Here is a 19,303-nt window from a genome sequence, read left to right as displayed (position 1 = left end):
GTTGCCAAGATCGTCGAATAATATCGACGTTCGTCCAGAGAAGGCCCTTCGGGGCCTTTTCTGCTTTGTCTATTATTGACACCCCTCTGGCGTCTCTATAGAATTGCGCCTCCTTTTATCGGGCATATTCTGCCTGAGGGGAAAGCTTGGAGTCTGAGGTCAAATGCAAAACCAACAAATCCGTATTCGGTTGAAGGCTTTTGATCATCGCCTGATTGATCAGTCCACCCAGGAAATCGTGGAAACCGCGAAACGTACTGGTGCTCAGGTGCGTGGTCCGATTCCTCTGCCTACCCGCAAGGAACGTTACACAGTGCTGATTTCTCCGCACGTCAACAAGGATGCACGTGACCAGTACGAGATTCGTACTCACAAGCGTGTGCTGGATATCGTCCAGCCAACGGATAAAACCGTTGATGCGCTGATGAAGCTCGACCTTGCTGCTGGTGTAGAAGTACAAATCAGCCTCGGCTAAAACCTTGGGGTTTTAGTCGTGTAACGCTCTGAAATGGGCGGCCATAGCGGGTGAAAGCCCCGTACACTCAAGAGGTTTATACAATGACTATTGGTGTAGTCGGTCGTAAGTGCGGTATGACCCGCGTTTTCACCGAGGAAGGTGTTTCCGTTCCGGTTACAGTCATCGAGATTGAGCCGAACCGTGTAACGCAGATGAAAGTAGAAGAGACTGATGGCTATCGTGCTGTTCAAGTGACAGTGGGTGAGCGTCGTGCTTCTCGTGTTAGCAAGGCTCAGGCAGGTCACTTTGCCAAAGCGAGCGTTGCTGCTGGTCGTAGCGTTCTGGAGTTTCGTCTTGAAGAAGGCGAGTACAACGCTGGTGATCAGATCACGGTTGATATTTTCCAAGCTGGACAGCTGGTCGATGTGACTGGTCAGTCCAAAGGTAAAGGCTATGCCGGTACCATTAAGCGTTGGAGCTTCCGTGGCCAAGATAATACTCACGGTAACTCCGTTTCTCACCGCGCACCTGGCTCTATCGGCCAGTGCCAGACTCCTGGTCGAGTGTTCAAGGGCAAGAAGATGTCCGGTCACCTGGGTGCTGAGCGTGTAACTGTGCAGTCCCTTGAAATTGTCCGTGTTGATGCTGAGCGCAACCTGCTTCTGGTCAAGGGTGCCATTCCTGGCGCGCCTGGCGGTGATGTGGTTGTTCGTCCTGCAGCCAAGGCTCGCGGTTAAGAGGGGAACGGAACATGCAACTAAATGTAAATGGCTCGCAGGCTATTGAAGTCTCTGAGCGCGCCTTTGGTGGCGAATTCAACGAGACGCTGGTCCATCAGGCAGTAGTCGCCTACATGGCTGGCGGTCGTCAGGGTACTCGCGCCCAAAAGACTCGCTCCGAAGTATCTGGCGGCGGCAAAAAGCCCTGGCGTCAAAAGGGTAGCGGTCGTGCCCGTGCAGGTACTATTCGTAGCCCTATCTGGCGTGGCGGTGGTACCACTTTTGCTGCTAAGCCGCAGAACCATGAGCAGAAGCTCAACAAGAAGATGTATCGCGCTGCGCTGCGCTCTATTCTGGCGGAGCTGGTACGTCTGGATCGTCTGGTCGTAGTGGACGAGTTTTCTATCGATGCCCCTAAGACTAAAGGGTTGGTAAACAAGCTTGACGGCCTTGGCCTGAAAGATGTCCTGATTGTGACTGATAACGTCGATCAGAACCTTTACTTGGCTGCCCGCAACCTGCCTTTCGTTGACGTTCGTGATGTACAGGGTTCCGACCCTGTTAGCCTGATCGCTTACGACAAGGTTTTGGTCACAGTGTCTGCCGTGAAGAAATTCGAGGAGCTGCTGGGATGAACCAGGAACGTGTATTCAAGGTACTGCTTGGTCCGCACATCTCCGAGAAGGCAACTGTGCTAGCGGAAAACCAAAAGCAGTTTATTTTTAAGGTTGCTACTGATGCAACCAAGCTGGAAATCAAGAAGGCGGTCGAGCAGTTGTTCGACGTTAAAGTGCGCAGCGTTAGCACCCTGAATGTAAAGGGTAAGACTAAGCGTACCGCACGTGGTCTGGGCAAGCGTAACGATTGGAAGAAGGCATATATTGCTCTCCAGCCGGGCCAAGACCTCGATTTCTCCAGCAATGCTGAGTAAGTAAGGGGGCATCATGGCAATCGTAAAATGCAAGCCGACCTCCGCTGGCCGCCGTTTCGTGGTCAAGGTTGTCAATGCTGATCTGCACAAGGGCGCCCCGTATGCTCCTCTTCTGGAGAAGCAGGGTAAGTCCGGTGGCCGTAATAACAACGGTCGTATCACCACTCGTCACAAGGGTGGCGGTCATAAGCAGCACTATCGTCTGGTTGATTTCCGTCGCGATAAGGATGGTATCCCGGCTGTTGTTGAGCGCGTTGAGTACGATCCAAACCGTACTGCTCACATCGCGCTGCTGAAGTACGCTGATGGCGAACGTCGTTACATCATCGCTCCGAAAGGTGTGACAGCAGGTGATCAGCTGATCTCTGGTGCTGGTGCTCCAATCAAAGCAGGTAACAGCTTGCCTCTGCGCAATATCCCGGTAGGTAGTACTGTTCACGGTATTGAGCTCAAGCCAGGCAAAGGCGCACAGATCGCCCGCTCAGCTGGTGCTTCCGCCCAGCTAGTTGCCCGTGAAGGCGCTTATGTAACGCTGCGTCTACGCTCCGGCGAGATGCGCAAGGTTCTAAGTGAATGTCGCGCAACGTTGGGTGAAGTATCCAATACCGAGCACAGTCTGCGTTCCCTGGGTAAAGCAGGTGCTAAGCGCTGGCGTGGTATTCGTCCAACCGTCCGCGGTGTGGCGATGAACCCTGTTGATCACCCGCATGGTGGTGGTGAGGGTCGTACCTCCGGTGGCCGTCATCCGGTGTCTCCATGGGGCTTCCCGACCAAGGGCGCGAAGACCCGTGCGAACAAGCGCACTGACAAGATGATCGTCCGTCGCCGCAAGTAACGAATTGAGGATACGACTGTGCCACGTTCTCTTAAGAAAGGTCCTTTTATCGATCTTCACCTACTGAAGAAGATCGAAGTTGCGGTAGAGAAGAACGATCGTAAGCCAATTAAGACTTGGTCGCGTCGTTCGATGATTCTTCCGCAGATGGTCGGTCTGACCATCGCTGTACACAACGGCCGCCAGCATGTCCCGGTGCTAGTCAACGAAGACATGGTTGGTCATAAACTCGGCGAGTTCGCTGCTACCCGCACTTATCGCGGTCATGCGGCTGACAAGAAAGCCAAGCGTTAAGGGGTAAGGAAAGATGGAAGTAGCCGCTAAGCTGTCGGGCGCTCGAATCTCCGCCCAGAAAGCCCGCTTGGTCGCCGACCAGATTCGCGGGAAGAAGGTGGGCGAGGCGCTCAACCTCCTGGCTTTCAGCAGTAAGAAAGCTGCCGAGGTCATGAAAAAAGTGTTGGAGTCGGCTGTTGCCAATGCCGAGCACAACGAAGGCGCAGACGTGGATGACCTAAAAGTCTCCACGGTTTTCGTCAACGAAGGGCGTTCGCTGAAGCGCATCATGCCGCGCGCCAAAGGTCGTGCTGATCGCATCGTGAAGCGGTCTTGCCATATCACGGTCAAGGTTGCGGACAAGTAACGGAGTCGATCAGATGGGTCAGAAAGTACATCCCAATGGCATTCGCCTGGGCATCGTCAAGGAGCATACTTCCGTTTGGTATGCAGATAAGCGCACTTACGCTGATTATCTGCTCTCCGACCTGAAGGTTCGTGAGTACCTCCAAGACAAACTAAAAAGCGCGTCCGTAAGCCGTATCGATATTCATCGTCCGGCGCAAACTGCACGCATTACCATCCACACTGCTCGTCCCGGTATCGTTATCGGCAAGAAAGGTGAGGATGTAGAAAAGCTGCGTCAGGACCTGACCAAGCAAATGGGTGTGCCTGTGCACATCAACATCGAAGAGATCCGTAAGCCGGAACTCGACGGTGCGCTGGTTGCGCAAAGCGTGGCTCAGCAGCTCGAGCGTCGCGTTATGTTCCGTCGTGCGATGAAGCGCGCGGTGCAGAGTGCGATGCGTCTAGGTGCCAAAGGCATCAAGATTCAGGTGAGTGGTCGTCTTGGCGGGGCAGAAATTGCTCGTACCGAGTGGTATCGCGAAGGTCGTGTGCCGCTGCACACACTGCGTGCCGATATTGACTACGCAACTGCGGAAGCGCACACCACTTATGGTGTGATCGGTGTGAAGGTTTGGATCTTCAAGGGCGAGGTCATTGGTGGCCGCCAGGAAGAGCTTAAGCCTGTAGCTCCTGCTCCGCGTAAAAAAGCTGCTAAGTAAGGAGTACGCATCATGCTGCAACCTAAGCGTACAAAATTCCGCAAGCAGATGACTGGTCACAACCGTGGCTTGGCTCATCGCGGTAGTAAAGTAAGCTTTGGCGAATATGCGCTGAAAGCTGTTGGCCGTGGCCGTCTTACTGCTCGCCAGATCGAAGCAGCTCGTCGTGCCTTGACTCGTCACGTTAAGCGTGGCGGTAAAATCTGGATCCGTGTGTTCCCGGACAAGCCTGTTACCAAGAAGCCCCTTGAAGTGCGTATGGGTAAAGGTAAGGGTAGTGTTGAGTACTGGGTAGCCCAGATCCAGCCGGGCAAGGTCCTCTACGAGATCGAGGGTGTTTCTGAGGTTCTGGCTCGTGAAGCTTTTGCGCTCGCGGCTGCCAAGCTTCCCGTTGAAACCTCCTTTGTTAAGCGGACGGTGATGTAATGAAAGCGCAAGAATTACGTGAGAAATCCGTCGAGGAGCTGAACGAGCAGCTCCTCAGCCTGCTGCGTGACCAGTTTAATCTGCGTATGCAGAAGGCAACTGGCCAATTGGGGCAGTCTCACATGCTCTCGCAAGTGAAGCGCGACATTGCTCGTGTCAAGACTGTGCTGAACCAGCAAGCAGGTAAGTGATCATGGCTGAAGCTGAAAAGACCGTCCGTACACTGACCGGCCGAGTGGTCAGTGATAAAATGGACAAAACCATCACTGTATTGATCGAGCGTCGCGTTAAGCACCCGATCTACGGTAAATACGTCAAGCGTTCCACTAAGCTGCACGCCCACGACGAAAACAATCAGTGCCGCGCTGGTGACCTGGTCACCATTCGTGAAACCCGCCCTCTGGCAAAGACCAAGGCGTGGACGCTGGTTGATGTCGTTGAGCGCGCCGTACAAGTGTAAGGGTGAAGAGCCATGATTCAGACTCAATCCATGCTCGATGTGGCCGATAACAGCGGCGCTCGTCGTGTTATGTGCATCAAGGTGCTGGGTGGTTCGCATCGCCGCTACGCAGGTATTGGCGACATCATCAAGGTCACCGTAAAAGAAGCCATTCCTCGTGGAAAGGTGAAGAAGGGCCAGGTGATGACGGCTGTTGTGGTACGTACTAAGCACGGTGTGCGTCGTACTGACGGCTCCATCATTCGCTTCGACGGTAACGCGGCTGTTCTGTTGAACAACAAGCAGGAGCCTATCGGTACCCGTATCTTTGGGCCGGTGACGCGTGAACTTCGCTCTGAGAAGTTCATGAAGATCGTCTCCCTTGCCCCCGAAGTGCTGTAAGGAGTAGCCGTCATGCAAAAGATTCGTCGTGACGATGAAGTAATCGTCATCGCAGGCAAGGACAAGGGCAAGCGCGGTAAGGTGCTCAAGGTTCTGGCTGATGACCGTTTGGTTGTTGGTGGTGTTAACCTTGTCAAGCGTCACACCAAGCCTAACCCCATGCTGGGCGCGCAAGGTGGCATTGTTGAGAAGGAAGCTCCTCTACATGTCTCCAACGTTGCTATCTTCAACCCTGAAACTAACAAGGCTGACCGCGTAGGTTTCAAGGTAGAGGACGGTAAAAAAATTCGTATCTTTAAGTCGAACCAGAAAGCGGTTCAGGCTTAAGGTTGCTAGGTAGATCACCATGGCACGATTGAAAGAAGTTTATCGGAAGGACATCGCGCCCAAGCTGAAAGAACAGCTTCAGCTGGCTAACGTGATGGAAGTTCCGCGTATCACTAAAATCACTCTGAATATGGGTGTTGGTGAGGCGGTAGGCGATAAGAAGATTATCGACAATGCGCTGGCTGACCTTGAGAAAATTGCTGGTCAGAAGCCGGTTGTAACTTATGCGCGTAAGTCGATCGCTGGTTTTAAGATCCGTGATGGTTGGCCGATTGGCGTCAAGGTAACTCTGCGTAGCGATCGCATGTACGAGTTCCTGGATCGTCTGCTGGCTATCTCTTTGCCGCGCGTTCGTGACTTCCGTGGTCTGAATGCCAAATCCTTTGATGGTCGCGGTAACTACAGCATGGGTGTTAAAGAGCAAATCATCTTCCCGGAAATCGATTACGATAAAATCGATGCGCTCCGCGGTATGGATATTACTCTGACTACAACTGCTCGTACGGATGAGGAAGGTCGTGCACTGCTTCGTGCATTTAACTTCCCGTTCCGTAACTGATAGGAGCTACGTATGGCTAAGCAAAGCATGAAGAACCGTGAGCTGAAGCGTCAGCAAACGGTTGCTAAGTTTGCAGCTAAGCGCGCTGAGTTAAAGGCAGCTATTGCCAATCCCAACACTTCTCCGGAAGATCGTTGGGCTGCACAGGTTGCACTTCAAAAGCAGCCTCGCGACGCTAGCGCCAGTCGTCTGCGTAATCGCTGCCGTTTGACTGGTCGTCCGCACGGTGTATACCGTAAGTTCGGTCTGTCGCGTATTATGTTGCGCGAAGCTGCAATGCGTGGTGATGTTCCTGGTCTGGTTAAAGCCAGCTGGTAATTTCATAGCAATTTGCAGTAAGTATGCGAATCAAGCCCCTTTTGGGGCTTGATTCGTTTTTGTATGCCTACTAGAATATCCGGCTCGCCCGAGTCGGCATGTTTTCGGCTGGGCAGTTTCAGAGCTATAGGCTCATTTATGCATTTAGGAGCTACAAGCCCATGAGTATGCAGGACCCGTTAGCAGATATGCTAACTCGTATCCGTAATGCCCAGATGGCTGAAAAGTCCGTCGTAAGCATGCCTTCCTCTAAGCTGAAGGTGGCGGTAGCTAAAGTCCTTAAGGACGAAGGTTACATCGCGGGTTTTCAGGTCAGCGCGGAAGTTAAGCCGCTGCTGTCCATCGAGCTGAAGTACTTCGAAGGTAAGCCTGTAATCGAAGAGCTTAAGCGTTCTAGCCGTCCTGGCCTTCGCCAGTACAAATCTGTTGACCAGTTGCCGAAAGTGCGCGGCGGTTTGGGTGTATCGATCGTGTCCACCAACAAGGGTGTGATGACTGATCGTGCAGCCCGTGCTGCTGGTGTTGGCGGCGAAGTGCTCTGCACTGTTTTCTAAGGGGAAGAAGCATGTCTCGCGTTGCTAAAAACCCCGTTAAGCTTCCTGCCGGTGTTGAAATTAACCTGGCTGGTCAACAGCTTTCTATTAAGGGTTCCAAAGGCTCTCTTGAGCTTAAGGTTCATCCTTCTGTTGAAGTCTCTCAAGAGTCCGGTGAGCTTCGTTTCGCCGCTCGTAATGGTGATCAGCAGACTCGTGCCATGGCTGGTACTACCCGTGCGCTGGTCAACAATATGGTCATTGGCGTGAGCCAAGGCTTTGAGCGCAAGCTTCAGCTGGTTGGTGTTGGTTATAAAGCTCAGGCCAAGGGCCAGGTTCTTTCGCTTTCCCTGGGTTTCTCTCATCCGGTCGACTATGAATTGCCGCAAGGCATTACTGCTGAGACCCCGAGCCAGACTGATATCCTGATTAAGGGTATTGATAAGCAGCTCGTTGGACAGGTGGCAGCAGAGATTCGTGATTTCCGTCCGCCAGAGCCCTATAAGGGCAAAGGTGTACGTTATTCCGATGAAGTCGTTCGCCGTAAAGAAGCCAAGAAAAAGTAGGGCATAGCAAATGAGCGTAAAGAAAGAAACTCGACTGCGTCGCGCTCGCAAGGCACGCCTGAGAATGCGCGAGCTGGAAACTGTACGCCTGTGCGTCTACCGTTCCTCTCAGCACATCTATGCCCAGGTCATCGCGGCCGACGGCAGCAAGGTTCTGGCCAGTGCGTCTACGCTGGACAAAGACCTGCGCGAAGGCGCAACCAGCAACATCGAAGCGGCGCAAAAGGTCGGCAAGCTGGTAGCAGAGCGTGCCAAAGCGGCTGGCGTTACTCAAGTAGCGTTTGATCGTTCTGGCTTCAAGTATCATGGTCGCGTTAAGGCGCTGGCCGATGCCGCTCGTGAAGGCGGGCTGGAGTTCTAAGTCATGGCAAACAACGATCAAAAGCGCGACGAAGGTTACATCGAGAAGCTCGTTCAAGTTAACCGTGTTGCTAAAACCGTTAAAGGTGGCCGTATCTTCGCCTTCACTGCACTAACCGTGGTGGGTGATGGTAAGGGTCGTGTTGGTTTTGGCCGTGGTAAGGCGCGCGAAGTTCCTGCAGCTATTCAAAAGGCTATGGAAGCTGCGCGCCGTAACATGATTCAGGTTGATCTGAACGGCAACACACTTCAATACCCAGTGAAGTCTGCTCATGGCGCATCCAAAGTTTTCATGCAGCCTGCTTCTGAAGGTACGGGTATCATTGCCGGCGGTGCCATGCGTGCCGTTCTAGAGGTGGCTGGCGTTCAGAACGTTCTGGCTAAGTGCTATGGCTCTACTAATCCAGTAAACGTTGTCTATGCAACGTTTGAGGGTTTGAAGCACATGCAGTCGCCTGAGTCGGTCGCGGCCAAGCGTGGCAAGAGCGTCGAGGAGATTCTCTGATCATGGCTACTTCAACTGTTAAAGTTACGCTGATCAAAAGCGTGAATGGCCGTTTGGCTAATCACAAAGCCTGCGTCAAGGGTCTCGGCCTGCGTCGCATCGGTCATACCGTTGAAGTTCTGGATACTCCAGAAAACCGCGGCATGATTAATAAGGCTTACTATTTACTGCGTGTGGAGGGTTAAGTTATGAAACTTAACGATCTACGTTCCGCTCCTGGTGCACGTCGTGAAAAGCTGCGTCCAGGTCGTGGTATCGGTAGCGGTCTTGGTAAGACTGGCGGCCGTGGCCACAAGGGTGCTACTTCCCGTTCCGGCGGTAAGGTTGCTCCTGGTTTCGAGGGTGGTCAACAGCCCCTTCACCGTCGTCTGCCGAAGTTTGGTTTCGTATCGCTGAAAGCCCTTGATCGCGCTGAGGTTCGTACTTCAGAGCTGGCAAAGGTAGAAGGCGGCGTGATCACTTTGCAAGCGCTGAAAGATGCCAATGTTATCAATCGTAGCGTTGTGCGCGTTAAGGTCGTTCTCTCTGGCGAAATCGGTCACGCTATTACCTTGAAGGGCATTCCTGCCACTAAGGGCGCTCGCGCGGCTATCGAAGCAGCTGGCGGTAAGATCGAGGAATAAATGGCTAAGCAAGGTTCTCTCTCTGCGCTCAACAATGGCGGTTTGTCGGAACTGTGGGCGCGCTTGCGCTTCCTGTTTCTGGCAATCATCGTTTATCGAATTGGTGCGCATATTCCAGTTCCAGGTATAAATCCTGATCAATTGGCTGCACTGTTTCGGCAGAACGAGGGGACCATTCTTAGCCTGTTCAACATGTTCTCTGGCGGTGCGCTGGAGCGGATGAGTATATTTGCACTTGGGATCATGCCGTATATCTCGGCGTCGATCATCATGCAGCTTCTCACTGCTATCAGCCCACAGCTAGAGCAGTTGAAAAAAGAAGGCGAGTCTGGTCGCCGCAAGATCAGTCAGTACACTCGTTACGGTACGCTCGTGCTTGCGCTGGTTCAGGCTACGGGTATGTCTGTAGGACTGGCGAGTCAAGGTGTAGCCTTTTCAGCAGGGTTCAGCTTCTATTTTGTTGCTGTAACCACGTTTGTTGCAGGCGCACTTTTTATGATGTGGCTGGGTGAGCAGATAACCGAGCGAGGTGTTGGTAATGGAATTTCCATGCTGATCTTCTCGGGTATCGTTGCTGGCTTACCGCGAGCGATTGGTCAATCCTTCGAGTCTGCTCGTCAAGGCGATATTAATATCTTCGCTCTGATAGCGGTGGGCCTTGTTGCTGTTGCTATCATTGCGTTCGTGGTCTTCATCGAGCGCGGCCAGCGTCGTATCGCTGTTCATTATGCTAAGCGCCAGCAAGGCCGCAAGGTGTTTGCAGCGCAAAATAGTCATTTGCCACTGAAAGTAAATATGGCAGGTGTCATACCTGCTATCTTTGCAAGTAGCATTTTGCTATTCCCGGCCTCGCTAGGCTCGTGGTTCGGTCAGTCTCAGGGGCTCGGTTGGCTTCAGGATGTGGCTCAGGCCATTGCTCCAGGACAGCCGCTTAATATCTTGCTGTTTAGTGCAGGGATCATATTCTTCTGCTTCTTCTATACAGCCTTGATGTTTAACCCCAAAGACGTTGCCGAGAACCTAAAGAAGTCTGGTGCGTTTATTCCAGGAATCCGTCCTGGTGAGCAGTCTGCACGCTATATAGATGGTGTGTTGACGCGTTTGACCATGTTCGGCGCCCTGTATATGACGGCGGTCTGCTTGTTGCCCCAGTTTCTGGTGGTTGCAGCCAACGTGCCGTTTTACCTCGGCGGGACTTCGCTGCTGATCGTAGTTGTGGTGGTCATGGACTTTATGTCCCAGGTCCAATCGCATCTTGTATCCCACCAGTATGAGTCTCTGATGAAGAAAGCCAACCTGAAGGGCTACGGCGGCGGAATGCTCCGCTGATCAGTACCCGTAAGGTTAAGGAGTTGGTGATGAAAGTTCGTGCATCGGTCAAGAAGCTGTGCCGTAACTGCAAAATCATCCGTCGCGACGGCGTCGTTCGGGTGATCTGCAGCGCGGAGCCGCGTCACAAGCAGCGCCAAGGCTGAGTGTGAATACACGCGTATAACCCGACAGCTAGTGTGCTGTCGGGTTGATCATTTTTTATTACAGCGTTAATATCTCGCGCCCTTTTCTTGGCTTCCAGGGCGTGGGTTGCTGTCACATGGAGTTTTTCTAGAATGGCCCGTATTGCAGGCGTTAACATTCCGGATAACAAGCATACTGTTATCTCGCTGACCTATATCTATGGTATTGGTCGCACTACTGCTCAGAATATCTGTGCGGCCACAGGCATCAGCCCGTCCGCCAAAATCAAGGATCTGAGCGACGAGCAGATCGATCAGCTGCGTAATGAAGTCGCTAAGCTCGTCACTGAAGGTGACCTGCGTCGCGAACTCAACATGAACATTAAGCGCTTGATGGACCTAGGTTGCTACCGTGGCCTTCGCCATCGTCGCGGTCTGCCGGTTCGTGGTCAGCGTACCAAGACCAACGCGCGTACCCGTAAGGGCCCGCGTAAGCCGATCCGCAAGTAATCGCATCCGCGAATCGACAGGAATTTAGTCATGGCAAAACCTGCTGCTCGTCCTCGTAAGAAAGTCAAAAAGACAGTGGTTGATGGCATCGCCCACATCCATGCGTCTTTCAATAACACCATCGTAACCATTACTGATCGTCAAGGTAATGCGTTGTCCTGGGCTACTTCTGGTGGTTCCGGTTTCCGTGGCTCCCGTAAGAGCACTCCGTTCGCTGCCCAGGTTGCAGCTGAGCGTGCCGGACAGGCAGCTCTTGAGTACGGTCTCAAGAACCTTGACGTAAACGTCAAAGGCCCAGGCCCGGGCCGTGAGTCTGCAGTGCGTGCATTGAACGCCTGTGGTTACAAGATCGCCAGCATTACCGACGTGACGCCCATCCCGCATAATGGATGCCGTCCGCCGAAGAAGCGTCGCGTGTAATAGGAGACAGTAAGAAATGGCTCGTTACATTGGTCCCAAGTGCAAACTGTCCCGCCGTGAAGGCACCGATCTCTTCCTGAAGAGCGGTGTGCGCGCGATTGAATCCAAGTGCAATATTGAAACTGCTCCTGGAGCTCACGGTCAGCGTCGTGGTCGTCTATCCGACTATGGTCTGCAGTTACGTGAGAAGCAAAAAGTTCGTCGTATCTACGGCGTCCTGGAGCGTCAGTTTGCTGGTTATTACAAAGAAGCTGCTCGTCGCAAAGGTGCAACAGGCGAAAACCTGCTGCAGCTGCTAGAAACTCGTTTGGATAACGTTGTTTACCGTATGGGTTTCGGCGCTACTCGTGCAGAGTCTCGCCAGCTGGTTTCTCACAAGTCCATTACTGTTAATGGTCAGACTGTAAACATCCCGTCCTACCAAGTTAAGCCTGGTGATGTGGTAGCAGTACGCGAGAAGGCAAAGAATCAACTGCGTATCGCCCAAGCTCTCGAGCTTTGCGCCCAGCGCGGTCGTGTTGAGTGGGTAGAAGTCGACTCCGAGAAGAAGTCTGGTACGTTCAAGAACGTTCCGGCTCGTGGCGACCTTTCCGCCGACATCAACGAAAACCTGATTGTCGAGCTCTACTCCAAGTAAGGGCTAGAAAATAGGTGCATCCATGCAGAGTTCGGTAAATGAGTTCCTGACCCCCCGGCACATTGATGTGCAGGCGGTCAGTCCAACCCGCGCCAAAATCACGCTCGAGCCTCTCGAGCGCGGTTTTGGTCATACCTTGGGCAACGCGCTTCGTCGCATCTTGTTGTCCTCCATGCCTGGCTGCGCGGTGGTCGAAGCCGAAATTGATGGCGTACTACACGAGTACAGCGCAATCGAAGGCGTGCAGGAAGACGTTATTGAAATCCTGCTTAACCTTAAAGGTCTGGCTATCAAGCTTCATGGTCGTGACGAGGTGACTCTGACCCTTTCCAAGAAAGGTCAAGGTCCCGTTCTGGCTTCCGATATTCAGCTTGAGCATGACGTTGAAATCGTCAACGGCGATCATGTCATTGCTCATCTGGCTGATAACGGTTCGCTGAACATGCGGCTTAAGATTGCTCGTGGCCGTGGCTATGAGCCGGCTGATGCTCGCCAGAGTGAAGAAGACGAGACGCGTGCCATTGGTCGCCTGCAGCTCGATTCCTCTTTTAGCCCGGTTCGCCGTGTGGCCTATGTGGTCGAAAACGCTCGTGTTGAGCAGCGTACTAACCTGGATAAGCTGGTTCTTGATCTTGAGACCAATGGTACTCTAGATCCTGAGGAAGCTATCCGTCGTGCTGCAACCATCTTGCAACAGCAATTGGCTGCTTTCGTTGATCTCAAAGGTGACAGTGAGCCTGTTGTCGTTGAGCAGGAAGACGAAATTGATCCGATTCTGCTGCGTCCGGTTGATGACCTTGAACTGACCGTCCGTTCGGCTAACTGCTTGAAAGCTGAGAATATCTACTATATCGGTGATCTGATTCAGCGTACCGAAGTAGAGCTGCTCAAGACGCCTAACCTAGGTAAGAAGTCGCTTACCGAGATTAAGGATGTCCTAGCTTCACGTGGTTTGTCGCTTGGCATGCGCCTGGACAACTGGCCCCCGGCAAGTCTTAAGAAGGACGATAAGGCTACAGCCTGATCGTTATTAGTCACCGAACGTTAGTTTGGTAAGGAATTTAACCATGCGTCATCGTAAAAGTGGTCGTCACCTGAACCGCACGAGCGCACACCGCAAGGCTATGTTCCAGAACATGGCTGTGTCGCTGTTCGAGCATGAACTGATCAAAACTACTCTTCCGAAAGCCAAGGAACTGCGTCGCGTTGCCGAGCCGCTGATCACTCTGGCCAAAGAAGATAGCGTTGCCAACCGTCGTCTGGCTTTCGACCGTACTCGTTCGAAAGCTGCTGTCGGCAAGCTGTTTAACGATCTGGGCAAGCGTTATGCAAATCGTCCAGGTGGTTACCTGCGTATTCTCAAGTGCGGCTTCCGTGCTGGTGATAACGCTCCTATGGCCTATGTTGAGCTGGTTGACCGTCCTATTGGCGGCACAGTTGAGGCTGACTCTGCTGAATAAACAGTGAGTGTTATCAAAAGCCGGGCCTAGTGTCCGGCTTTTTTATGCTTAAAGTAGTTGGGTTCTCTATCACAAGGCTAGATCTAATAAATTAGATCTACCGTCCCGCTTTTAACATACTTCTCTGCAAGACGCGCTGAAGCGCAATTCCAAGGGAGAAGTTTTTCATGAGCCAGAACAATACGCTCACTACTGCTAGCGGCATTCCAGTTGCCGACAATCAAAACTCTCGCTCTGCCGGTGAACGTGGCCCGTTGCTGTTAGATGATTTTCATCTTGTTGAAAAGCTGGCTCACTTCAACCGTGAAGTGATTCCTGAGCGTCGTGTACATGCAAAAGGTTCTGGGGCTTACGGTACTTTTACCGTTACTCAAAATATTACCCATCTATCCTCTGCTCGGCTTTTTGAAAGCGTAGGTAAGCAGACGCCGGTATTCTTGCGCTTTTCTACTGTTGGCGGTGAGCGTGGCTCGGCAGATACCGAACGTGATCCTCGTGGTTTTGCCTTGAAGTTTTACACAGAAGAGGGCAACTGGGATATCGTTGGTAACAACACGCCTGTTTTCTTCCTGCGTGATCCACTGAAGTTTCCCGATTTCATTCATACCCAGAAGCGCAACCCGCAGACTAACCTAAAGAGCCCGCAAATGATGTGGGACTTCTGGTCGCATTCTCCGGAGTCACTGCACCAGGTAACCATTCTGTTCTCTGATCGTGGTATTCCTGACGGCTATCGCTTCATGCATGGCTTTGGGAGCCACACGTTTAGCGTTATCAATGAAGCGGGTGAGCGGCGCTTCGTGAAGTGGCATTTTAAGAGCAAGCAGGGCATCAAGAACCTATCTCCGGCGGAAGCTACGAGGTTGGCCGGTACTGATCCAGATTATGCTCAGCGTGATCTGTTCGATGCAATCGAGCGGGGTGACTTTCCGAAATGGCGCGTTTGCATTCAGGTGATGGACGAAGCTGAAGCGTTTAGCCGTACAGAGAATCCGTTCGATGTCACCAAGGTATGGTCGCAAAAAGAGTTTCCGTTGATTGAGGTGGGTGACCTGGAGCTTAACCGTAATCCACTTAATTATTTTGCAGAGGTTGAACAGGCAGCTTTTGCTCCTAGTAACGTAGTGCCAGGGGTTGGTCTGTCGCCTGATCGAATGTTGCAGGGGCGCGTGTTCGCTTATGCTGATGCTCAGCGTTATCGTGTCGGAACCAACTATCAGCAGCTGCCTGTAAATGTTCCGCGTTCGCCTTACCAGAACTACCAACGTGATGGTGCCATGCGTTTTGATGGTAATGGTGGGGCAGCGCCCAACTATGAGCCAAACAGCTTTAGCAATGCACCCAAGCAGGCCCCTCAGTACCGTGAGCCTGCAATGACATTGAGTGGTGCAGCGGATCGTTATGATCATCGCCTGGACGAGGATTATTATTCTCAAGCAGGAGCGTTGTTCCGCCTGATGTCCGATGCGCAAAAGGCATTGTTGATCGATAACATCACTGGTGCTATGCGTTCTGTTACGCGTGACGTTCAATGCCGCCAGATTGCTCATTTCCTTAAGGCGGATCGCGCTTATGGTGAGGGGATCGCCAGTGGTTTGGGTGTGTCCTTAAGCGAAGTGGAATAAGTATCGTCAGTTCAGAAGGCCCCTCCTACGAGGGGCTTTTTTATTGTCTGCAAATAAATGTACAGATAGAGGAAACACCTGACGCCCGCGGTGTGTCGCAATAAAAGAACCACACTGGGATTGATCTCATGCGTATACATCATCTTAACTGCGGTTGTATGTGTCCGTGGGGCGGTGCGCTTTTTGATGGATTCAGCAAAGGCCTGACAGGACATCTTGTTTGTCATTGTCTGTTGATTGAGACAGACAACGATGGCCTTGTATTGGTTGATACAGGGTTTGGTGCCCGTGATGTTCATGCACCGCACAAGCGTCTTAGCGGATTTTTTATTGGGTTCAACAATATACAGTTTGAGATGCGTTATACCGCTATCGAGCAAATTCGGCAGCTTGGATTCCAGGCCAGCGATGTACGCCATATTGTGCTTACCCATCTGGACTTCGACCATGCGGGTGGTCTGGAGGATTTTCCAGACGCCACGGTTCATGTGCTAGAACGTGAGATAAGTATGGCCCGTTTGCCTCATGGCTATATAGGCAAGCGACGCTACCGTTTTCATCAATGGGACCAGGTAAGGCGCTGGGAACTATATGAGCCTCAAGGCGAGGCATGGTATGGCTTTTCTGCAGTTCGGGATTTGAAAGGTCTGCCTCCAGAAATTCTCATGATTCCATTGGCAGGCCATACTTGGGGGCATGCGGGGATTGCCATTCAGACACCGACAGGTTGGTTGCTTCACGCTGGCGATGCTTACTTTTATCGTGAAGAAGTCGGGCAGCCGAAGCGTTCCTGTACGCCAGGTTTGCGTTTTTATCAAACGATGATGGAAGTTAACCGAGAGCTACGTCTGCGTAATCAGCAGCGGCTGCGTGAGCTTTCGTTGACACATAAGAGTGAGGTGGAGCTTTTTTGCAGTCATGATGCAAAGGAGTTGGAGCGCTGCCAGCAAAGTAGGCCGACAGAGCTCCAAGTGTAGATGCAACGCCTACTAACCTATAAAGGTTAGTAGGGGGCATCACGCTCGGTCACGCTCCAGCAATGGTTGCAGAAACCGTCCGGTATGCGAGGCTGGATTCTCGGCTACGTCTTCTGGTGTACCTGTCGCGATGATCTGACCGCCCTTCGAGCCGCCTTCAGGTCCTAGGTCCACCAGCCAGTCTGCCGTCTTGATAACATCCAGGTTATGCTCGATCACTACGACGGTATTGCCGTGGTCACGTAGGCGGTGAAGTACGTCAAGCAATTGCTGGATATCCGCAAAGTGAAGACCGGTTGTGGGCTCGTCAAGGATATAGAGTGTCTTGCCTGTATCACGCTTGGATAGCTCTCGAGCCAGTTTGACGCGCTGGGCTTCTCCACCAGAGAGCGTGGTTGCGCTTTGGCCCAGGCGGATATAGGACAGGCCGACATCCATCAGGGTTTGAAGCTTACGCGCCAGGGCAGGCACTGCATCAAAGAACTCACGCGCTTCTTCGATGGTCATGTCTAACACCTCTGTGATGGTCTTACCCTTGTATTTGACCTCAAGTGTTTCACGGTTATAGCGCTTGCCTTTACAGACATCGCATGACACATAAATGTCGGGCAAGAAGTGCATCTCTACCTTGATAACGCCGTCACCCTGACACGCCTCACAGCGGCCACCTTTCACGTTAAAGGAGAAGCGGCCCGGCCCGTATCCTCTGGAGCGCGCCTCTGGCACACCCGCGAACAGCTCACGTATGGGTGTGAAAATGCCCGTATAAGTCGCCGGGTTTGATCGAGGGGTGCGTCCAATAGGGCTTTGGTCGATATCGACAACTTTGTCGATATGCTGCAGGCCATCGAACGAATCATAGGGTGCTACTTCCAGCGTAGTGGCGCCGTTGAGTGCGGTAGCTGTAATAGGGAACAGGGTATTATTGATGAGGGTTGACTTGCCTGAGCCTGAAACACCTGTAATGCATGTGAACAAGCCTACTGGAATACGCAGCTCAACGTTCTGTAGGTTATTGCCGCGGGCACCTTTAATGACCAGTTCTTTCTTCTTGTCACGCTTGGTGCGCTCGGCAGGCACGACGATTTTCTTTCGTCCTGAAAGATACATCCCCGTTACGGACTCTGGGTGTGCCATGACTTCTGCCGGTGTACCTTGGGCAATGATCTGGCCGCCGTGTACGCCTGCCCCTGGGCCAATATCTACAACATAATCGGCAAGGCGGATTGCATCCTCATCGTGCTCTACGACGATGACAGTATTGCCCAGGTTACGCAGGTGCGTAAGTGTTCCTAACAGGCGTTCGTTGTCCCGTTGATGCAGGCCAATAGAAGGCTCATCAAGAATGTACATGACCCCGACAAGGCCTGCGCCAATCTGGCTGGCGAGGCGAATACGCTGAGCCTCGCCCCCGGAAAGTGTGTCGGCGCTGCGGTCCAGGGTGAGGTAGTCCAGTCCTACATTGACCAGGAACTGCAAGCGCTCGCGGATTTCCTTGAGAATCTTGTCTGCGATCTGGCCTTTATGTCCGGCCAGGGTCAGGTCCGCAAAGTAGCTGGTTGCATCTCCTACCGGTAAGCGCGTCACGGCAGGTAGCGTTTTGTCCCCGACCCATACGTGACGTGACTCACGGCGCAGACGTGTACCATTACACTCCGAACACGGCTGTGTGCTCAGGTATTTGGCCAGCTCGTCCCGTACGCTTTGTGATTCGGTTTCACGATAGCGTCGCTCCAGATTCGGCAGAATGCCTTCGAATGGGTGAGAGCGCTTGACAATGTCTCCGCGATCGTTGAGATAGCGAAACTCCACGCCCTCACGACCAGAGCCGTTGAGCACCGCTTTCTGATGGTTGGCGCTGAGGTTCTTAAAGGGTTCTTCAAGGCTGAAGCCGTAATGGGCTGCGAGTGAACCCAGCATTTGGAAGTAATAGACGTTGCGGCGATCCCACCCGCGTACGGCCCCTTCTGCCAGGGAAAGCTCGCTATTTACAACCCGGCGTGCATCGAAGAACTGCCTAACGCCTAGGCCGTCACAGGTAGGGCAGGCACCGGCCGGGTTGTTGAACGAGAATAGCTTGGGCTCAAGCTCGCCGATGGAGAATCCGCAAATCGGGCAGGAGAAGCGAGCTGAAAAGAGCACTTCTTCACCGTCCTCGCCCTCCAAGGGAGCGATTACAGCAATATCATCGGCCAGTTTAAGCGCTGTCTCAAACGATTCTGCCAAGCGCTGCTGGATGTCGCCGCGTACTTTAAAGCGATCGACCACGATTTCGATGGTGTGCTTTTTTTGCTTGTCTAGCTTGGGCAGGTCGTCTAATTCGTACAGGCGACCATCTACCCGGGCACGAACAAAGCCCTGCGCACGCATCTCTTCGAAGATAGCCTGATGCTCACCCTTGCGCTCACGGATGACAGGAGCCAGCAACATAAGGCGGCGACCTTCCGGCATGCTGACGACCTGATCGACCATCTGACTGACGGTCTGTGCTTCCAGAGGCACGTCGTGATCGGGACACCGTGGCGTGCCTACACGCGCGTAAAGCAGGCGCAGGTAATCGTAGATCTCGGTGATAGTCCCTACCGTTGAGCGAGGGTTGTGCGAGGTAGACTTCTGCTCAATGGAAATCGCAGGTGATAAACCTTCTATGCTATCGACCTCAGGCTTTTCCATCATTGACAGGAATTGGCGAGCGTAAGCCGATAATGATTCGACGTAGCGGCGCTGCCCTTCGGCATAAAGCGTATCGAATGCCAGAGACGATTTGCCCGAGCCGGACAAGCCTGTAATGACGATGAGCTGATCGCGGGGTAGGGTAAGGTCGAAATTTTTTAGATTGTGGGTTCGCGCCCCACGGATAAGGATCTTATCCACGTATGT

General features: G+C 52.8%; 31 protein-coding genes. 30 read left to right on the top strand and 1 reads right to left on the bottom strand.

Annotated features, from left to right (window positions below; genetic code table 11):
* The first annotated feature begins 163 nt into the window (after positions 1-163).
* The 30 genes from rpsJ (at position 164) to B3729_RS12910 (ending at position 16,423) form a co-directional block, all read left to right on the top strand.
* On the top strand, positions 164-475 hold the full coding sequence (gene rpsJ, locus B3729_RS13055; RefSeq protein ID WP_003243886.1) for a 30S ribosomal protein S10: 312 nt from the start codon (positions 164-166) through the stop codon (positions 473-475).
* An 83-nt stretch (positions 476-558) separates the two neighbouring features.
* On the top strand, positions 559-1,194 hold the full coding sequence (gene rplC / locus B3729_RS13050) for a 50S ribosomal protein L3 (protein ID WP_286788099.1): 636 nt from the start codon (positions 559-561) through the stop codon (positions 1,192-1,194).
* 14 nt (positions 1,195-1,208) lie between these two features.
* Entirely contained in the window at positions 1,209-1,811 is a 603-nt protein-coding gene (gene rplD / locus B3729_RS13045; protein WP_010796751.1) for a 50S ribosomal protein L4, read from the top strand.
* On the top strand, positions 1,808-2,107 hold the full coding sequence (gene rplW, locus B3729_RS13040; protein ID WP_010796752.1) for a 50S ribosomal protein L23: 300 nt from the start codon (positions 1,808-1,810) through the stop codon (positions 2,105-2,107). Before rplD ends, rplW begins: the two co-directional genes overlap by 4 nt.
* 13 nt (positions 2,108-2,120) lie before the next feature.
* Positions 2,121-2,942 carry a 50S ribosomal protein L2 gene (rplB, locus tag B3729_RS13035; RefSeq protein ID WP_010796753.1) on the top strand — a complete coding sequence of 274 codons (822 nt, stop codon included), beginning with the start codon at positions 2,121-2,123 and terminating at the stop codon, positions 2,940-2,942.
* An 18-nt stretch (positions 2,943-2,960) separates the two neighbouring features.
* A complete protein-coding gene (gene rpsS / locus B3729_RS13030; protein ID WP_010796754.1) occupies positions 2,961-3,236 on the top strand; it encodes a 30S ribosomal protein S19 in 276 nt (91 codons plus the stop codon).
* A gap of 13 nt (positions 3,237-3,249) precedes the next feature.
* Positions 3,250-3,582: a 50S ribosomal protein L22 gene (gene rplV / locus B3729_RS13025; protein ID WP_168085195.1), complete on the top strand. Its 333-nt coding sequence runs from the start codon at positions 3,250-3,252 to the stop codon at positions 3,580-3,582.
* Positions 3,583-3,595: 13 nt separating this feature from the next.
* Positions 3,596-4,282: a 30S ribosomal protein S3 gene (gene rpsC, locus B3729_RS13020; RefSeq protein ID WP_010796755.1), complete on the top strand. Its 687-nt coding sequence runs from the start codon at positions 3,596-3,598 to the stop codon at positions 4,280-4,282.
* A 12-nt stretch (positions 4,283-4,294) separates the two neighbouring features.
* Positions 4,295-4,708, top strand: coding sequence for a 50S ribosomal protein L16 (rplP, locus tag B3729_RS13015; protein ID WP_010796756.1), 414 nt, complete (start codon positions 4,295-4,297; stop codon positions 4,706-4,708).
* Positions 4,708-4,899 (top strand): 50S ribosomal protein L29, encoded by a 192-nt coding sequence (gene rpmC / locus B3729_RS13010; protein ID WP_010796757.1) that lies wholly within the window; start codon positions 4,708-4,710, stop codon positions 4,897-4,899. Before rplP ends, rpmC begins: the two co-directional genes overlap by 1 nt.
* Before the next feature lie 2 nt (positions 4,900-4,901).
* The gene (gene rpsQ / locus B3729_RS13005) at positions 4,902-5,168 is read left to right on the top strand and encodes a 30S ribosomal protein S17 (RefSeq protein WP_010796758.1); all 267 of its coding nucleotides are present in this window, start codon (positions 4,902-4,904) and stop codon (positions 5,166-5,168) included.
* A gap of 12 nt (positions 5,169-5,180) precedes the next feature.
* Positions 5,181-5,549 (top strand): 50S ribosomal protein L14, encoded by a 369-nt coding sequence (gene rplN / locus B3729_RS13000; protein WP_007161241.1) that lies wholly within the window; start codon positions 5,181-5,183, stop codon positions 5,547-5,549.
* Between the two features lie 12 nt (positions 5,550-5,561).
* Positions 5,562-5,876 carry a 50S ribosomal protein L24 gene (gene rplX, locus B3729_RS12995; protein WP_010796759.1) on the top strand — a complete coding sequence of 105 codons (315 nt, stop codon included), beginning with the start codon at positions 5,562-5,564 and terminating at the stop codon, positions 5,874-5,876.
* 19 nt (positions 5,877-5,895) lie between these two features.
* Positions 5,896-6,435 (top strand): 50S ribosomal protein L5, encoded by a 540-nt coding sequence (rplE, locus tag B3729_RS12990; protein ID WP_010796760.1) that lies wholly within the window; start codon positions 5,896-5,898, stop codon positions 6,433-6,435.
* Between the two features lie 12 nt (positions 6,436-6,447).
* Entirely contained in the window at positions 6,448-6,753 is a 306-nt protein-coding gene (gene rpsN, locus B3729_RS12985; protein ID WP_010796761.1) for a 30S ribosomal protein S14, read from the top strand.
* Positions 6,754-6,914: 161 nt separating this feature from the next.
* Complete coding sequence (gene rpsH / locus B3729_RS12980; RefSeq protein ID WP_286788098.1) at positions 6,915-7,307, top strand: 30S ribosomal protein S8; 393 nt, start codon at positions 6,915-6,917, stop codon at positions 7,305-7,307.
* A gap of 11 nt (positions 7,308-7,318) precedes the next feature.
* Complete coding sequence (rplF, locus tag B3729_RS12975) at positions 7,319-7,852, top strand: 50S ribosomal protein L6 (RefSeq protein ID WP_010796763.1); 534 nt, start codon at positions 7,319-7,321, stop codon at positions 7,850-7,852.
* A 10-nt stretch (positions 7,853-7,862) separates the two neighbouring features.
* A complete protein-coding gene (rplR, locus tag B3729_RS12970) occupies positions 7,863-8,213 on the top strand; it encodes a 50S ribosomal protein L18 (RefSeq protein ID WP_010796764.1) in 351 nt (116 codons plus the stop codon).
* Positions 8,214-8,216: 3 nt separating this feature from the next.
* Positions 8,217-8,717 carry a 30S ribosomal protein S5 gene (gene rpsE, locus B3729_RS12965; RefSeq protein ID WP_010796765.1) on the top strand — a complete coding sequence of 167 codons (501 nt, stop codon included), beginning with the start codon at positions 8,217-8,219 and terminating at the stop codon, positions 8,715-8,717.
* A gap of 2 nt (positions 8,718-8,719) precedes the next feature.
* Positions 8,720-8,902 carry a 50S ribosomal protein L30 gene (gene rpmD, locus B3729_RS12960; protein ID WP_010796766.1) on the top strand — a complete coding sequence of 61 codons (183 nt, stop codon included), beginning with the start codon at positions 8,720-8,722 and terminating at the stop codon, positions 8,900-8,902.
* A gap of 3 nt (positions 8,903-8,905) precedes the next feature.
* Positions 8,906-9,340 carry a 50S ribosomal protein L15 gene (rplO, locus tag B3729_RS12955; protein ID WP_010796767.1) on the top strand — a complete coding sequence of 145 codons (435 nt, stop codon included), beginning with the start codon at positions 8,906-8,908 and terminating at the stop codon, positions 9,338-9,340.
* Complete coding sequence (secY, locus tag B3729_RS12950) at positions 9,341-10,669, top strand: preprotein translocase subunit SecY (RefSeq protein WP_010796768.1); 1,329 nt, start codon at positions 9,341-9,343, stop codon at positions 10,667-10,669.
* Positions 10,670-10,698: 29 nt separating this feature from the next.
* Entirely contained in the window at positions 10,699-10,815 is a 117-nt protein-coding gene (gene rpmJ / locus B3729_RS12945; protein WP_003281814.1) for a 50S ribosomal protein L36, read from the top strand.
* Between the two features lie 132 nt (positions 10,816-10,947).
* Entirely contained in the window at positions 10,948-11,304 is a 357-nt protein-coding gene (gene rpsM / locus B3729_RS12940) for a 30S ribosomal protein S13 (RefSeq protein WP_010796769.1), read from the top strand.
* A 30-nt stretch (positions 11,305-11,334) separates the two neighbouring features.
* Positions 11,335-11,724: a 30S ribosomal protein S11 gene (rpsK, locus tag B3729_RS12935; protein WP_003093689.1), complete on the top strand. Its 390-nt coding sequence runs from the start codon at positions 11,335-11,337 to the stop codon at positions 11,722-11,724.
* Between the two features lie 16 nt (positions 11,725-11,740).
* Positions 11,741-12,361 carry a 30S ribosomal protein S4 gene (gene rpsD, locus B3729_RS12930; protein WP_286788097.1) on the top strand — a complete coding sequence of 207 codons (621 nt, stop codon included), beginning with the start codon at positions 11,741-11,743 and terminating at the stop codon, positions 12,359-12,361.
* Between the two features lie 22 nt (positions 12,362-12,383).
* Positions 12,384-13,385 (top strand): DNA-directed RNA polymerase subunit alpha, encoded by a 1,002-nt coding sequence (locus B3729_RS12925; protein ID WP_010796771.1) that lies wholly within the window; start codon positions 12,384-12,386, stop codon positions 13,383-13,385.
* Positions 13,386-13,428: 43 nt separating this feature from the next.
* Entirely contained in the window at positions 13,429-13,821 is a 393-nt protein-coding gene (gene rplQ, locus B3729_RS12920; RefSeq protein WP_074829509.1) for a 50S ribosomal protein L17, read from the top strand.
* A gap of 167 nt (positions 13,822-13,988) precedes the next feature.
* Complete coding sequence (locus tag B3729_RS12915; protein WP_286788096.1) at positions 13,989-15,446, top strand: catalase; 1,458 nt, start codon at positions 13,989-13,991, stop codon at positions 15,444-15,446.
* Between the two features lie 128 nt (positions 15,447-15,574).
* Complete coding sequence (locus B3729_RS12910) at positions 15,575-16,423, top strand: MBL fold metallo-hydrolase (RefSeq protein WP_286788095.1); 849 nt, start codon at positions 15,575-15,577, stop codon at positions 16,421-16,423.
* Between the two features lie 39 nt (positions 16,424-16,462).
* On the opposite strand, the gene uvrA is transcribed toward B3729_RS12910, so the two are convergent.
* On the bottom strand, positions 16,463-19,297 hold the full coding sequence (gene uvrA / locus B3729_RS12905) for an excinuclease ABC subunit UvrA (protein WP_019366100.1): 2,835 nt from the start codon (positions 19,295-19,297) through the stop codon (positions 16,463-16,465).
* Positions 19,298-19,303: the final 6 nt, after the last annotated feature.

This window comes from Pseudomonas sp. UBA3149 (assembly GCF_002364655.1).
In the GTDB taxonomy this organism is placed as follows: Bacteria; Pseudomonadota; Gammaproteobacteria; order Pseudomonadales; family Pseudomonadaceae; genus Chryseomonas; species Chryseomonas luteola.
This window is presented reverse-complemented; position numbering and strand designations above follow the sequence as displayed.